General features: G+C 69.1%; 13 protein-coding genes and 1 tRNA gene. 10 read left to right on the top strand and 4 right to left on the bottom strand.

Annotation, left to right across the window (positions count from 1 at the left end; all coding sequences use genetic code 11):
* Nucleotides 1–17 precede the first annotated feature (17 nt).
* A complete protein-coding gene (locus B8W67_RS14735) occupies nucleotides 18–485 on the top strand; it encodes an Rrf2 family transcriptional regulator (protein WP_069392072.1) in 468 nt (155 codons plus the stop codon).
* A gap of 15 nt (nucleotides 486–500) precedes the next feature.
* On the opposite strand, the gene B8W67_RS14730 is transcribed toward B8W67_RS14735, so the two are convergent.
* A complete protein-coding gene (locus B8W67_RS14730; protein WP_069392071.1) occupies nucleotides 501–890 on the bottom strand; it encodes a VOC family protein in 390 nt (129 codons plus the stop codon).
* Nucleotides 891–909: 19 nt separating this feature from the next.
* Nucleotides 910–1,323: a VOC family protein gene (locus B8W67_RS14725; protein ID WP_069392070.1), complete on the bottom strand. Its 414-nt coding sequence runs from the start codon at nucleotides 1,321–1,323 to the stop codon at nucleotides 910–912.
* Nucleotides 1,324–1,363: 40 nt separating this feature from the next.
* Between B8W67_RS14725 and B8W67_RS14720 the strand changes: the two genes are divergently transcribed.
* The 3 genes from B8W67_RS14720 to B8W67_RS14710 all read left to right on the top strand — a co-directional run bounded on the left by B8W67_RS14720 (nucleotide 1,364) and on the right by B8W67_RS14710 (nucleotide 4,344).
* Complete coding sequence (locus B8W67_RS14720) at nucleotides 1,364–2,266, top strand: LLM class flavin-dependent oxidoreductase (RefSeq protein ID WP_234793883.1); 903 nt, start codon at nucleotides 1,364–1,366, stop codon at nucleotides 2,264–2,266.
* 95 nt (nucleotides 2,267–2,361) lie between these two features.
* Nucleotides 2,362–3,837 (top strand): glycoside hydrolase family 183 protein, encoded by a 1,476-nt coding sequence (locus tag B8W67_RS14715; protein WP_069392069.1) that lies wholly within the window; start codon nucleotides 2,362–2,364, stop codon nucleotides 3,835–3,837.
* 39 nt (nucleotides 3,838–3,876) lie between these two features.
* A complete protein-coding gene (locus B8W67_RS14710; RefSeq protein WP_069392068.1) occupies nucleotides 3,877–4,344 on the top strand; it encodes a hypothetical protein in 468 nt (155 codons plus the stop codon).
* On the opposite strand, the gene B8W67_RS14705 is transcribed toward B8W67_RS14710, so the two are convergent.
* Both B8W67_RS14705 and B8W67_RS14700 read right to left on the bottom strand, forming a co-directional pair.
* On the bottom strand, nucleotides 4,326–4,850 hold the full coding sequence (locus tag B8W67_RS14705) for a hypothetical protein (RefSeq protein ID WP_085304735.1): 525 nt from the start codon (nucleotides 4,848–4,850) through the stop codon (nucleotides 4,326–4,328). The two genes, B8W67_RS14710 and B8W67_RS14705, sit on opposite strands and share 19 nt — an antisense overlap.
* Before the next feature lie 132 nt (nucleotides 4,851–4,982).
* Nucleotides 4,983–5,058 (bottom strand) — tRNA-Arg (locus tag B8W67_RS14700).
* A gap of 117 nt (nucleotides 5,059–5,175) precedes the next feature.
* On the opposite strand from B8W67_RS14700, the gene argS reads away from it, so the two are divergent.
* The 6 genes from argS to rho all read left to right on the top strand — a co-directional run bounded on the left by argS (nucleotide 5,176) and on the right by rho (nucleotide 13,770).
* Nucleotides 5,176–6,828: an arginine--tRNA ligase gene (argS, locus tag B8W67_RS14695; protein WP_085304733.1), complete on the top strand. Its 1,653-nt coding sequence runs from the start codon at nucleotides 5,176–5,178 to the stop codon at nucleotides 6,826–6,828.
* Nucleotides 6,825–8,219 carry a diaminopimelate decarboxylase gene (gene lysA, locus B8W67_RS14690; RefSeq protein ID WP_234806771.1) on the top strand — a complete coding sequence of 465 codons (1,395 nt, stop codon included), beginning with the start codon at nucleotides 6,825–6,827 and terminating at the stop codon, nucleotides 8,217–8,219. Before argS ends, lysA begins: the two co-directional genes overlap by 4 nt.
* A complete protein-coding gene (locus B8W67_RS14685; RefSeq protein ID WP_069392064.1) occupies nucleotides 8,209–9,534 on the top strand; it encodes a homoserine dehydrogenase in 1,326 nt (441 codons plus the stop codon). The genes lysA and B8W67_RS14685 overlap by 11 nt, the downstream gene beginning before the upstream one ends.
* A complete protein-coding gene (gene thrC / locus B8W67_RS14680; protein ID WP_069392063.1) occupies nucleotides 9,531–10,613 on the top strand; it encodes a threonine synthase in 1,083 nt (360 codons plus the stop codon). Before B8W67_RS14685 ends, thrC begins: the two co-directional genes overlap by 4 nt.
* 9 nt (nucleotides 10,614–10,622) lie before the next feature.
* Nucleotides 10,623–11,567: a homoserine kinase gene (gene thrB / locus B8W67_RS14675; RefSeq protein WP_085304748.1), complete on the top strand. Its 945-nt coding sequence runs from the start codon at nucleotides 10,623–10,625 to the stop codon at nucleotides 11,565–11,567.
* A gap of 265 nt (nucleotides 11,568–11,832) precedes the next feature.
* Entirely contained in the window at nucleotides 11,833–13,770 is a 1,938-nt protein-coding gene (rho, locus tag B8W67_RS14670; RefSeq protein ID WP_372507490.1) for a transcription termination factor Rho, read from the top strand.
* Nucleotides 13,771–14,053 lie beyond the last annotated feature (283 nt).

Here is a 14,053-nt window from a genome sequence, read left to right as displayed (position 1 = left end):
GTGGCACAATTCGCGGCATGCGGATGTCGGCCAAGGCGGAGTACGCGGTGCGCGCGATGGTGCACCTGGCCACCGTCGAGCCCGGCACCGTGATCAAAACCGACGATCTGGCGCACGCCCAGGGCATCCCGGCGCAGTTTTTGGTCGACATCCTCGCCGCGCTGCGGTCGGACCGGTTGGTGCGCAGCCACCGCGGCCGTGACGGCGGCTACGCGCTGGCGCGACCCGCCACCGAGATCAGCGTCGCCGACGTCCTGCGCTGTATCGACGGTCCGCTGGCCAGTGTGCGTGACATCGGCCTGGGGGACCTGCCCTATTCGGGGCCGACCGCCGCACTCACCGATGTGTGGCGGGCGCTGCGGGCCAGCATGCGCTCGGTGCTCGAGGAGACCACGCTGGCGGCGGTGGCCTCCGGCGCGCTGCCCACCCACGTCGGGAGCCTCGCCGACGACTACCGCGCCCAGGAGCGCCGCCGCCGCGGCTGAGCGCGGCGCCCGGCGCTATCCGCCTGAGCCGTAGGGGCGGGTGAGGATCTCCAGGTTGTGTCCCACCGGGTCGCGGAAGTACACCCCGCGGCCGTCGTCGCGGCGGTTGATCTCGCCGGGGCGTTGATGGTGCGGATCGGCCCAGTGGTCGATCCCGTTGGCGCGGATCCGCCCGTAGATGGCGTCGAACTCCTCCTCGGAGACCAGAAATGCGTAGTGCTGCGGGTGAATCGGCTCGTCGGGGTCGACGTCGGCGTAGTCGAGGCTGGCCTGGTGGGCCAGGGTGACGACCTGGAAACGACCGTAGGGCTGCGGGTCGGGCAGAGAGAACAACTCGGTGAGGAAGCGTGCCGACCGTTCCTTGTCGCGGGCGGCGACGATGGTGTGGTTGAAGCTGATCGACATGGCGGCCTCCCGGATCGGGTCATTTGGGTGCGGTGAGTTCCAGGGCGATGTTGTCGGGATCGCGGAACTGCAGGATGTAGGACGGCCCGATATCCTTGACCGGGCCGTGGTCGATGCCGAGGTCATCGAGATGAACGGCGGCCGAATCGATTTCGGCCTTACTGGTGAGACGCAGCGCCAGATGATCCAGGCCGACCCGGTTCTCGTCGAAGGTGTCGGAGGCCACCGGCCGCAACCCGAGCAGCGCACCGCCGAGGTCGTAGATGACCCCGCCGAACAGAAAACTCAGCTGCTGGCGGGTTGCGGTGTCGGCGTTGGAGGGCACCTCCAGCAGCACCGGCCAGCCGAACACCGACTCGTAGAACCGCCGTGACCGTTCGATGTCGGTGACCGTCAGCCGGACGTGGGCGATGGACGTGCTGGTGATCGGCATGTCCCCATGGTGCCACCGCGGCCATGGGACCATCGGGACCATGCAGATCGGGATGACGCTACCGGTGATGGAGTCCGACGTGTCGGCGCAGACACTGCGGCGCTGGGCCGCGACGGTCGACGAGGGACCCTTCTCGTCGCTGTGCTGGGGGGAGCGCATCGCCTTCGCCAACCCTGACAGCCTGACGTTGCTCGGGGCGCTGTCGGGCTGGACCGAGCGAGTCCGGCTGGTAGCCACCGTCATCGTGGCGCAACTGCACGATCCGGTGCTGTTGGCCAAGGCGCTGGCCACCGCCGACCAGTTCAGCAGTGGCCGGCTGACGGTCGGTCTCGGCGTGGGTGGACGCCACGAGGACTATCGCGCGGTCGGTGCCGATCCGGCCACCCAGACCAGAGCGGTGCTGGCGGAGCGGGCCGCGACACTCAAAGCGGTCTGGGCGGGCCGCAGAGTCACCGACGCGGTCGAGCCCGTCGGTCCCGCGCCGGCCCAACCCGGCGGCCCGCCGCTGCTGGTCGGCGCGACCGGCGAGAAAACCCTGCGCAGCGCGGCCGGCTGGGCCGACGGGCTGGCCGGGATCACCCTCGACCTCGACCGGGAGAAGCAGCGTGCGCTGTTCGAGGTGGCTCACAGCGCCTGGTCCGCCGCCGGCAAGGACAAGCCCCATCTGGCGACGTCGTTCTGGTACGCCCTCGGGGAACCCGACGCGGCGCGCGCCCAGATGCACCGGCACCTGCGCCACTACATAAATTGGCTACCGCGCAGCGCCGTCGACGAGCTCGCCCCGCACACCGGGTTCGCCGGCACCGACGAGGACCTGGCGGCCGTGCTGCGCGGTTTCGCCGACATCGGCACCGACGAGGTGTATCTCATCCCGACCAGCGACGACATCACGCAGCTGCAGCGTGCCGCCGCCGTGGTCGCCGACCTGGCCGCAACCGGGTGAATGCCGCCGGTTGCGACACGGTCACGAACACGCATCCCTTTACGCATCATTGGTCACATGAATAACAATTGCCGCTAACGTCACACGGGCCAGTGATGGGCGTCCCACGGCGTCCGGCCGTGGAAAGGTGTGACATGTCGCCGTTTATCCGGATTGCGTCGATGTCGGTGGCGGTGGTGACCGCCCTCGAACTCGTCGTCGCGATCGGGCTCGCCCCGCACGCGGCGGCCGAGCCGTGCACGGATCCCGCGGCCAACGCGGTGCCCGGCGCAGTACCGGCCATTCCGGCACCGGGACCGGCAGTGCAACCGCCGACCGGGCACCGGCCGCCGGGCACCAACGACAACGCGCCCCTGCCGGACATCGGTGCATTGCTCGCCGGTGCGCAGAACACCGTGCATCAGCAGGCTGGGGTTGTGCCGCCGGCACCGGCCCCCGAGCCGCAGCAGCCCGATCCCGGCGCCGCCCCGCAGCCCCAGCCCCAGCCGCAGGCCGCCGAGCCGGCGCCGGCGGCGCCGAACCCGGGCGCGGCACTGGGGGGAGCGCGCACGTCGATCATCAACTGGGTCAGTGGACCGCACAGCCCCAACAGCACCCTGCAGCGGTTCGGGATCTCCGGCACCGATCTCGGCATTATGTGGGACAACGGCAACCCGGGCAACCGTCAGGTGCTGATGGCGTTCGGCGACACGTTCGGCTTCTGCCGGGTGCAGGGCAAGCAGTGGCGCTACAACGTGCTGTTCCGCACCCAGGCACGTGATCTCTCCGGGGGGCTCGCGGTGCCCCAGGGGGTTCCCGGCAACCGGTTCTCCGGGGCCCCGGTGTACCGCTCCGGGATCGCCAAGCAGGTCGTCAACAGCATCCGGTGGGCGCCGACGGAGAAAGGGGTGATCCCCACCGCCGGCACCTCGGTCGGCGGGGTGCAGTACATGAATTTCATGTCGATCCGCAACTGGGGGCGCGACGGCGAGTGGTCGACCAACTACTCCGCGCTGGCCATGTCGCGCGACAACGGCGAGACGTGGGGCATCCTGCCCACCACGATCCGCACCCCGGAGCCGGGCACCACCTCCAAAGCCCGCCACATCCCCGGCAACCAGAACTTCCAGCAGGGCGCGTTCCTGCAGCCCGGGGATGGCTACGTGTACTCCTACGGAACCCCGTCGGGGCGCGGCGGCCCGATCTTTTTGTCGCGGGTCCCGCAGAACGCGCTGCCGGACCTGAGGAAATACCAGTACTGGAGCAACTCGGACTGGGCTGCGGCCGACCCGGCAACCGCCACGCCGATCGTCCCCGGCCCGGCCGGAGAGATGTCGGTGCAGTACAACGACTACCTGCAGCAGTATTTGATGCTCTACACCAACGGCGCCTCCAACGACGTCGTCGCGCGCACCTCGCCGACACCGCAGGGCCCGTGGAGCCCGGAAAGCGTGCTGGTGCGTTCACCGCAGATCCCCGGCGGGATCTACGCACCGTTCCTGCACCCGTGGGCGAGCGGCCAGGACATCTACTACAACCTGTCGCTGTGGTCGGCCTACAACGTGATCCTGATGCACACCAAGCTCGGTTAGTGCTGCAGGGGAGCGCTTCGGGCCGTTAGATTTACCGTCATGAGGTATCCGGCATCGATAGCGGCCGCGGTCGCGGCGTTGGCTTTGACGGTGACACCGGAGGCCGGCGCCGACCCGCCCCCGGACCTCCCCGACATCGGCGCCTACCCGATCGCCGAAGGGCACTTCAGCTCTGAGGCGCCGGAGGACTTCTACTGGAAATTCTTCCGCACCCCCGACGGGCGTCACTGCGGAATCGGCCCCAACGGCGGGCCGGTCGGTTGCGACGCGGTGCCCTACGACGCCCCGGCGGGCACCAACCAGACCATCGTGGCCTCCTATCAAGCCGCCGAATACCGGCACTCCGACACCGCGCGGTTCACCCGCGACGTCGACGTGCTGCCCGAGGGGCACCGGCTGGAGAACTGGGGCGCCAGCTGCGCCGTCGGCTATCAGGGGGCGGTGACGTGTCAGACCTACGGCGAGCACGGGTTCGTGCTGTCGAACGCTTACGGGGTGCTCTGGTAGCCGTGCCGACGTGTACTGCGCCGCGCGAACGCAAGGGTGATCAGCAGGATCCCCCACGAGCCCAGTGCGGTGACGTACGACAGTTCGGCGACCCGATTGCTCAGCTCCAGGGTGTGGTCGCTGTACCCGGCCAGGTTGATCAGCACCGACTTCTCCGGCTCCGTCTGAGAGGTGGACGGGTCATCGACGTCGACCCAACCCACCCCGAAGGCGATCAGCGCGACCCATACGGTGATCTGGCTGGTCGCAGCGACCGCCGCCACCCACGGCGCCGGTGGCGCAGGGGAGGGTCCGCGGTCGACCGCCCGCGCCAGCAGCGTGGTCGCGGTCAACGCACCGGCCGCGATCGGTAGACCAATCACCCCGAAGATCACCGTGTTCCACCCGTCGACACCGAGAACGAAGCGGGCCGGTAGCAGCCAGACCAGGATCGCCACGTTCATCGGGATCATCGACGTGCGCACGATGCGCCAGAGGCGGGTGGGTGTTCCCGCGGGGAGGGGCATCCGGGCATTTTTTCAGCCAACGGGGCCGTCCGCGTCCACCGGTCTGGCGGCCGGTAGTGCCAGCCCGAGAGTCACGGATGCTGCACGGTTTGCTGGCTAGCCGTGGAAATAGCATCTGGGCTGGGCTTATGGTGGTGCCCCCGGCAGGATTCGAACCTGCGGCCTTCTGCTCCGGAGGCAGACGCTCTATCCCCTGAGCTACGGGGGCGCAGCGATCAAGAGATCTCGCGCCAATGGGCTTGCCCAGCGTAACGCATGGCCACCGCCGGGTGATGACCGGAACGGATTCGGGGGCTGACCACGCCAGACCATAGGATGGAGCCTCGTGACCCCCGCCGACCTGGCTGACCTGCTCAAGACGACCGCCGCCGCGGTGCTGGCCGACCATGGCCTGGACGCCGCCGCCCTGCCCGCGACGGTCACCGTCGAGCGCCCCCGCAACCCCGAGCACGGCGACTACGCCACCAACCTCGCACTGCAGCTGGGCAAAAAGGTCGGCGCCAACCCCCGTGAGCTGGCCGGATGGCTGGCCGAGGCCCTGAATGCGGCCGACGGCATCAGTGCGGCCGAGGTCGCCGGGCCCGGCTTCGTCAACCTGCGTCTCGAGGCCTCCGCGCAGGGCGTGGTGATCGACAACGTCATCGACGCCGGACCCCGCTACGGGCACTCGACCGATCTCGGCGGCCAGACCATCAACCTCGAGTTTGTCTCGGCCAACCCCACCGGGCCGATCCACATCGGCGGTACCCGCTGGGCCGCGGTCGGCGACGCGCTCGGCCGGCTGCTGTCCACCCAGGGGGCCGCGGTCACCCGCGAGTACTACTTCAACGACCACGGCGCCCAGATCGACCGGTTCGCCGAGTCGCTGATCGCCGCCGCCACCGGCGAGCCCGTCCCGGAGAACGGCTACGCCGGGGCCTACATCACCGAGATCGCCGCAGCCGTGCAGGCCAAAGCCCCCGACGCGGTGGGCAAACCGCCCGCCGAGCGCCACGAGACGTTCCGGGCGATCGGGGTGGACCTGATGTTCGCCCACATCAAGGCCTCTCTGCACGAGTTCGGCACCGACTTCGACGTCTTCACCCACGAAGACTCCATGCACACCTCCGGCCGGGTGGACGAAGCCATCGCCAAGTTGCGCGACAACGGCAACATCTACGAGAAGGACGGCGCCACCTGGCTGCGCACCAGCGCGTTCGGTGACGACAAGGACCGTGTCGTGATCAAAAGCGACGGCAAACCCGCCTACATCGCCGGTGACCTCGCCTACTACCTCGACAAGCGGCAGCGCGGCTTCGACCTGTGCATCTACATGCTCGGTGCGGACCACCACGGCTACATCGCCCGGCTCAAAGCCGCCGCCGCGGCGTTCGGGGAGGATCCGGCAACCGTCGAGGTGCTGATCGGCCAGATGGTCAACCTGGTCCGCGACGGAGCGCCGGTGAAGATGAGTAAACGCGCCGGCACCGTGATCACCCTCGACGACCTCGTCGAGGCGATCGGCGTCGACGCGGCGCGCTACAGCCTGATCCGCTCCTCGGTGGACACCCCGATCGACATCGACCTGGCCCTGTGGTCGTCGGCGTCGAACGAAAACCCGGTCTACTACGTGCAATACGCGCACGCTCGGCTCTCGGCGCTGGCCCGCAACGCCGCCGAACTCGGCATCATCGGTGACACCGGCCACCTCGAGTTGCTCACCCACGACAAAGAGGGCGCGCTGATCCGCAGCCTCGGCGAGTTCCCCCGGGTGCTCAAAGCCGCGGCGGCCCTGCGCGAACCACACCGCATCTGCCGATACCTCGAGGAGTTGGCCGGCGACTATCACCGGTTCTACGACTCGTGCCGGGTGCTGCCCCAAGGTGATGAGACGCCCACCGACCTGCACGTCGCACGGTTGGCGCTGTGCCAGGCGACCCGCCAGGTCGTCGCCAACGGCCTGGGAATCCTGGGCGTGAGCGCACCGGAGCGGATGTGAGCACCCACTCCGCCGGGGCGCCGCCGCGCCCGAACAGTGCCGACGACGCCCTGCTGCTGGCGCCGCACGTCTGGCCGCGGGGCACCACCCGCGGTGACGACGGGGTGGCACGCATCGGCGGTGTGGGCGTCGACACCCTGGCCCAGCAGTACGGCACCCCGCTGTTCGTCATCGACGAAGACGACTTCCGCAGTCGCTGCCGCGAGATCGCCGCCGCCTTCGGTGGCGGTGACCACGTGCACTACGCGGCCAAGGCATTCCTGTGCAGCGAGGTCGCCCGGTGGGTCGCTGAGGAGGGCCTGTCGCTGGATGTGGCCACCGGCGGTGAGTTGGCCGTCGCCGTGCATGCCGGATTCCCGCCCGAACGAATTGCGGTGCACGGCAACAACAAATCCGTCCAGGAACTGCGCGCTGCGGTCAAAGCCGGTGTCGGGCACGTGGTGCTCGACTCCCTGATCGAGATCGACCGACTCGAGGCGGTCGCCGCCGAGGCCGGTGTGGTCCAAGACGTCTTGGTGCGCGTCACCGTCGGGGTCGAGGCGCACACCCACGAATTCATCTCCACCGCCCACGAAGACCAGAAGTTCGGGCTGTCGCTGGCCGGGGGAGCGGCGATGGACGCCATCCGCCGTGTCTTCGCCACCGAGCACCTGCGGTTGGTCGGGCTGCACAGCCACATCGGGTCGCAGATCTTCGACGTGGCCGGATTCGAGATCGCCGCCCACCGGGTGATCGGCCTGCTGCGCGACATCGTCGCCGAATTCGGGGTCGACCGGACCGCCCAGCTGCGCACCGTCGACCTCGGCGGCGGATTCGGTATCGCCTACCTGCCCGACGACGACCCGCCGCCGGTGGAGCAATTGGCGACCAAACTCACCGACATCGTCGCCGGTGAGTCCGCCGCCGTGGGGCTGGCCGCCCCGAAGCTGGTGGTGGAGCCGGGCCGGGCGATCGCCGGGCCGGGGACGGTCACCGTCTACGAGGTGGGCACGGTCAAAGACGTCGACGTCAGCGCCTCGGCGCGCCGCCGCTACATCAGCGTCGACGGCGGGATGAGCGACAACATCCGCCCGTCGCTGTACGGGGCGCGCTACGACGTGCGGCTGGTCTCCCGACGCAGCGAATCGCCGCCGGTGTTGGCGCGAATCGTCGGAAAACACTGTGAGAGCGGCGATATCATCGTGCGGGACACCTGGGTTCCCGGTGACGTGGAGCCGGGGGACCTGCTCGCGGTGGCCGCGACCGGCGCCTACTGTTACTCGATGTCGAGCCGATACAACCTGCTGTGCCGCCCGGCGGTGGTGGCGGTCCGTGACGGTCAGCCCCGGCTGGTGCTGCGTCGGGAGACCATGGATGATTTGTTGAGCCTGGAGGTGGGCGGTGGCCACTGAGCAAAAACCGGTCGGTGTTGCGGTACTGGGGTACGGCAACGTCGGCAGCGAGGTTGTCCGCATCATCGAGAACAGTGCCGCCGATCTGGCCGCGCGCATCGGTGCGCCCCTGGTGCTGCGCGGTGTGGGAGTGCGGCGGGTCAACGCCAACCGCGGCGTGCCGATCGGGCTGCTCACCGACGACATCGACGGGCTGGTCTCCCGCGACGACGTCGACATCGTCGTGGAGTTGATGGGCCCGGTGGAGCCGGCCCGCAAGGCGATCCTCACCGCGATCGAACACGGCAAATCGGTGGTGACCGCCAACAAGGCGCTGCTGGCCAGCTCCACCGGTGACCTGGCCCGCGCGGCCGAACGCGCCCACGTGGACCTGTACTTCGAAGCCGCGGTCGCCGGCGCGATCCCGGTGATCCGGCCGCTGACCCAGTCGCTGGCCGGGGACACGGTGCAGCGGGTCGCCGGGATCGTCAACGGCACCACCAACTACATCCTCTCGGAGATGGAGACCACTGGCGCCGACTACGCCAGCGCACTGGCCGACGCCAGCGTGCTCGGCTACGCCGAAGCCGACCCGAGTGCTGACGTCGACGGCTACGACGCGGCATCGAAGGCCGCGATCCTCGCCTCGATCGCGTTCCACACCACCGTCACCGCCGACGACGTGTACCGGGAGGGGATCACCGCGATCACCCCCGACGACTTCGTGTCGGCGCGGGCGCTGAACTGCACGATCAAACTGCTCGCGATCTGTGAACGCATCACCGACGCCGACGGCACGGAGATGGTCTCCGCCCGCGTCTACCCGGCGCTGGTGCCGGCCACCCACCCGCTGGCCACCGTCGGCGGGGCGTTCAACGCGGTGGTGGTGGAGGCCGAGGCCTCCGGCCGGGTGATGTTCTACGGGCAGGGCGCCGGCGGAACGCCGACCGCCTCAGCGGTCGCCGGCGACATCGTGATGGCGGCGCGCAACCGGGTGCAGGGCGGGCGCGGGCCGCGGGAGTCGAAGTACGCCCAGTTGCCGATCGCCCCGATCGGTAAGGTCTCCACCCGCTACTACGTCAGCATGGACGTCGCCGACAAGCCCGGCGTGCTGGCCGCGGTCGCCGCCGAATTCGCCAAACGCGAAGTCAGCATCGCCGAGGTGCGCCAGGAGGGCGTGGTCGACGACGGCGGTCAACGGGTCGGCGCGCGCATCGTGGTGGTCACCCACCGCGCCACCGACGCCGCGCTGTCGGAGACGGTGCGCGCCCTCGAAGACCTCGACGCCGTCGCCAGTGTGGCCAGCGTGCTGCGATTGGAAGGAACCAACCCATGAGCCCCGCCTCGACGAGTCCGCATCAGCCCTGGCCCGGTCTGATCGCGGCGTACCGCGACCGGTTGCCGGTCGGCGACGACTGGACCCCGGTGACCCTGCTGGAGGGCGGCACCCCGCTCATCCACGCCGTGCGACTCTCCGAGCGGACCGGATGCACCGTGCATCTGAAGGTCGAGGGTCTCAACCCCACGGGGTCGTTCAAGGACCGCGGTATGACGATGGCGGTGACCGACGCCTTGGCCCGCGGGCAGCAGGCGGTGTTGTGCGCCTCGACCGGCAACACCTCCGCCTCGGCGGCGGCCTATGCCGCCCGGGCCGGGATCACCTGCGCGGTGCTGATCCCGCAGGGCAAGATCGCGATGGGAAAGCTGGCCCAGGCGGTGATGCACGGCGCGAAGATCATCCAGGTCGACGGCAACTTCGACGACTGTCTGGAGTTGGCCCGCAAGATGACCACCGACTTCCCGACGATCGCATTGGTCAACTCGGTCAACCCGGTGCGCATCGAGGGCCAGAAGACCGCCGCGTTCGAGATCGTCGACGCGCTGGGCACCGCCCCCGACGTCCACTCCCTGCCGGTCGGCAACGCCGGCAACATCACCGCGTACTGGCGCGGCTACCGCGAGTACCACGCCGATGGGCTGGCCGACCGGTTGCCGCGCATGCTGGGCACCCAGGCGGCCGGGGCCGCGCCGCTGGTCACGGGCAAGCCGGTGAGCGATCCCGAGACGGTGGCCACCGCCATCCGGATCGGCTCACCCGCGTCCTGGGCATCGGCGGTGGAAGCCCAACAGGACTCCGCAGGACGCTTTCTGGCGGCCACCGACGAGGAGATCCTCGCCGCGTATCACCTGGTCGCCGAGGCCGAAGGGGTGTTCGTCGAACCGGCTTCGGCGGCGAGCATCGCGGGCCTGCTCAAATCCATCGACGACGGTTGGGTGGCGCGCGGTTCGACGGTGGTCTGTACCGTCACCGGCAACGGGCTGAAGGACCCTGACACCGCGTTGCGGGACTTGCCCACCGTGACGCCGGTTCCCGTGGACGCCGGTGTCGTGGTCGAGCAGTTGGGGCTGGGCTAGATGTCTCCGGTGACCCCGACGCTGCCCGTCGGCCTGTCGGCCACCGCCGCGGTGGCCGCCTCCAGCGCCAACCTGGGCCCCGGTTTCGACAGTCTCGGACTGGCGTTGAGTCTCTACGACGAAATCCTCGTGGAGACAATCGATTCCGGTCTGATCGTTGAGGTCGAGGGTGAAGGCGCCGGCCAGGTGCCGTCCAACGCCGAGCACCTGGTGGTCCAGGCCATCCAGCGGGGATTGGCGGCCTGTGGGGTGCGCGCACCCGGAATGGTGGTGCGGTGTCGCAACGCCATCCCGCACTCGCGGGGCCTGGGGTCCTCAGCCGCCGCGGTTGTCGGCGGTTTGGCTGTCGTCAATGGGCTTGTAGCGCAAGCGAATACCGCGACGATGAGTGAGCAGCAGTTGATTCAGCTCTCCTCGGAGTTCGAGGGGCACTCCGACAACGCGGCGGCGTCGGTGCTCGGCGGTGCGGTGGTGTCGTGGATCGACAGCGACGCCAACCCGCCGCGTTACGCCGCGGTGCCGCTGCGGCTGCACCCCGACTTGCGGCTGTTTCCGGCGATCCCCGAACAGCGGTCCTCGACCGCCGAGACCCGGGTGCTGCTGCCGGCGCAGGTCAGCCACCAGGACGCTCGCTTCAATGTCAGTCGGGCCGCACTGCTGGTGGTGGCGCTGACAGAGCGCCCCGACCTGTTGATGGCGGCCACCGAGGATGTGCTGCACCAGCCGCAGCGGGCCGCGGCGATGCCGGCCTCCGCGGAGTATCTGCAACTGCTGCGCGATCACGGTGTCGCCGCGGTGCTCTCCGGTGCGGGACCTGCGGTGATCGCGTTGAGCACCGACGACCATCTGCCCGCGGAGGCCGTGGACTTCGGTCGCGAACACGGGTTCACCGTCGGTGAGATGGCGATCGGGGAGCCGGTGCGCTGGGGTGCCGGGGCATTGCTGTCGAGTTGACGGCGCGACCCGCCGGCGGCGCGCGCGGCGGGTTTGGTTGCGCACAATCGTCAGGCGGGTTATTCTCGGAGCCGTCCGGTAATCGCAGCATCTACGTCTGCGCTGAACACAAGGACACCTACCAAATTCTTCTCGGGGATCATTTAGCGACCGCCACCATGGCGGTCACCGTCGCGGGAATGTCGTGGTAGCACGCGTTCGGTGAATGAGCTGAATGCCACTGACCCCTCGCCTGATGAAGCTTGCGGGGGAAGAAAGGAAATCCGTGACCGATACGGACCTGATCACAGCTGACGACAACGGCGGGGCCGACACCAAAAAAGACAAGCGCGGTGGGCTGTCGTCGATGGTGCTGCCTGAGCTGCGGGTGTTGGCCGTGCAATCCGGCGTCAAGGGAGCCTCCGGTATGCGAAAAAGCGAACTGATCGCCGCGATCAACGAAAGTCGTGACCACAAGAACGGCGGAGCACACGAGGCGCCCACAACGCCCTCGACGGCGAACCCCCAGGCGCAGGACAGTGACGCCGGCGGCGCCGATGCGCCGCGGCGCGAACGGCGTGGTGCCAGCCGCGACAGCGGTGCCGCCGCGGCAACCGACGGCGGTGACGCGACCGGGGCGTCGGAACCGGCGAAGAGCGCTGGATCCGACAGCGCGCCGGGCCAGACCGAGGCGCCGGCGGCGCAGGGCAGCGACCGTCCGAAGCAGGCCCGCGAGCCCCGCGACGGTGGCGACGCCAGGGGTGCCGGAAAAGACGCCAAAGACTCCAAAGACTCCAAAGACGCCCAGGGCGGCTCGCAGGACGGCCCCAACGACGGCCGGGGCCAGAACAAGAACGACAAGCCGCGCGACAAGAACGACGGCGGCGGCGACTCCGGCCAGCAGAACCAGCAGAACCAGCAGAACCAGCAGAACCGCGGCGACCAGAACCAGCAGAACCGCGGCGACGACGACGGCGACGGTCGCGGCGGCCGACGCGGCCGACGGTTCCGCGACCGGCGTCGCCGCGATCGCTCCGGTGATGGCGGCGATACCGAGCTGCGTGACGACGACGTCGTGCAGCCGGTGGCCGGCATCCTCGACGTGCTCGACAACTACGCGTTCGTGCGCACGTCGGGGTACCTCGCCGGGCCCAACGACGTGTACGTCTCGATGAACATGGTGCGCAAGAACGGCCTGCGGCGCGGTGACGCCGTCACCGGTGCGGTGCGTGCCCCGCGCGAAGGCGAAGGCGGCAACCAGAATTCTCGACAGAAGTTCAACCCGCTGGTGCGGTTGGACACTGTCAACGGGGGGCCGGTCGAGGACGCGAAGAAGCGCCCGGAGTTCGGCAAACTCACCCCGCTCTACCCCAACCAGCGCCTGCGGTTGGAGACCACCCCGGATCTGCTGACCACCCGGGTCATCGACCTGATCATGCCGATCGGTAAGGGCCAGCGCGCCCTGATCGTGTCGCCGCCGAAGGCCGGTAAGACCACGATCCTGCAAAGCATCGCCAATGCGATCACCGTCAACAACCCCGAGTGTCACCTCATGGTCGTCCTGGTCGATGAACGCCCCGAAGAGGTGACCGACATGCAGCGCTCGGTCAAGGGGGAGGTCATCGCCTCGACCTTCGACCGTCCGCCGTCAGACCACACCTCGGTGGCGGAACTGGCCATCGAGCGGGCCAAACGCCTCGTCGAGCAGGGCAAGGACGTGGTGGTGCTGCTGGACTCGATCACTCGTCTGGGTCGCGCCTACAACAACGCCTCCCCGGCGTCGGGCCGCATCCTCTCCGGTGGTGTGGACTCCACGGCGTTGTACCCGCCGAAACGATTCCTCGGCGCGGCGCGCAACATCGAAGAAGGCGGATCGTTGACCATCATCGCGACCGCGATGGTCGAAACCGGCTCGACCGGTGACACCGTGATCTTCGAAGAGTTCAAGGGCACCGGCAACGCGGAGTTGAAGCTGGACCGCAAGATTGCCGAACGCCGGGTGTTCCCGGCCGTCGACGTCAACCCGTCCGGCACCCGTAAGGATGAACTGCTGCTCTCACCCGACGAGTTCGGGATCGTGCACAAGCTGCGCCGGGTGCTCTCCGGATTGGACTCCCACCAGGCCATCGACCTGTTGATGAGCCAGTTGCGTAAGACCAAGAACAACTACGAGTTCTTGGTTCAGGTCTCCAAGACCACGCCCGGCGGGTTGGACAACGACTGACGCGCAGGCCGTTACCCACAGCGAGAAAAGATCAGCTCCCCGAGCCGTGTGGCTCGGGGAGCTGACCTTTTGGCGGACCTAGTACCCGACCGACGGCACCGGCGGGACCGGCGGAACAGGTGGCACCGGCGGGACCGGCGGGACCGGCGGGACTTCGGGAACCGGGGGCACCGGAGGAGCCGGCGGGACTTCGGGAACCGGGGGCACCGGCGGCACCGGGGGAGCCGGCGGGACCGGCGGAGGTGCCGGCACCGGCGGGGGCGCGGGCACCGGGGGTACCGGG

Source organism: Mycolicibacillus koreensis (assembly GCF_002104795.1).
GTDB lineage: Bacteria > Actinomycetota > Actinomycetes > Mycobacteriales > Mycobacteriaceae > Mycobacterium > Mycobacterium koreense.
Note: the sequence above shows the minus strand (reverse complement) of the source record. Positions and strands in the feature narration are given on the sequence as shown.

Coding starts and splice junctions, on each gene's coding strand:
- B8W67_RS14735 (WP_069392072.1), top strand. CDS start 18: ATGCGGATGTCGGCCAAGGCGGAGTACGCGGTGCGCGCGATGGTGCAC.
- B8W67_RS14730 (WP_069392071.1), bottom strand. CDS start 890: ATGTCGATCAGCTTCAACCACACCATCGTCGCCGCCCGCGACAAGGAA.
- B8W67_RS14725 (WP_069392070.1), bottom strand. CDS start 1,323: ATGCCGATCACCAGCACGTCCATCGCCCACGTCCGGCTGACGGTCACC.
- B8W67_RS14720 (WP_234793883.1), top strand. CDS start 1,364: ATGCAGATCGGGATGACGCTACCGGTGATGGAGTCCGACGTGTCGGCG.
- B8W67_RS14715 (WP_069392069.1), top strand. CDS start 2,362: ATGGGCGTCCCACGGCGTCCGGCCGTGGAAAGGTGTGACATGTCGCCG.
- B8W67_RS14710 (WP_069392068.1), top strand. CDS start 3,877: ATGAGGTATCCGGCATCGATAGCGGCCGCGGTCGCGGCGTTGGCTTTG.
- B8W67_RS14705 (WP_085304735.1), bottom strand. CDS start 4,850: ATGCCCCTCCCCGCGGGAACACCCACCCGCCTCTGGCGCATCGTGCGC.
- thrC (WP_069392063.1), top strand. CDS start 9,531: ATGAGCCCCGCCTCGACGAGTCCGCATCAGCCCTGGCCCGGTCTGATC.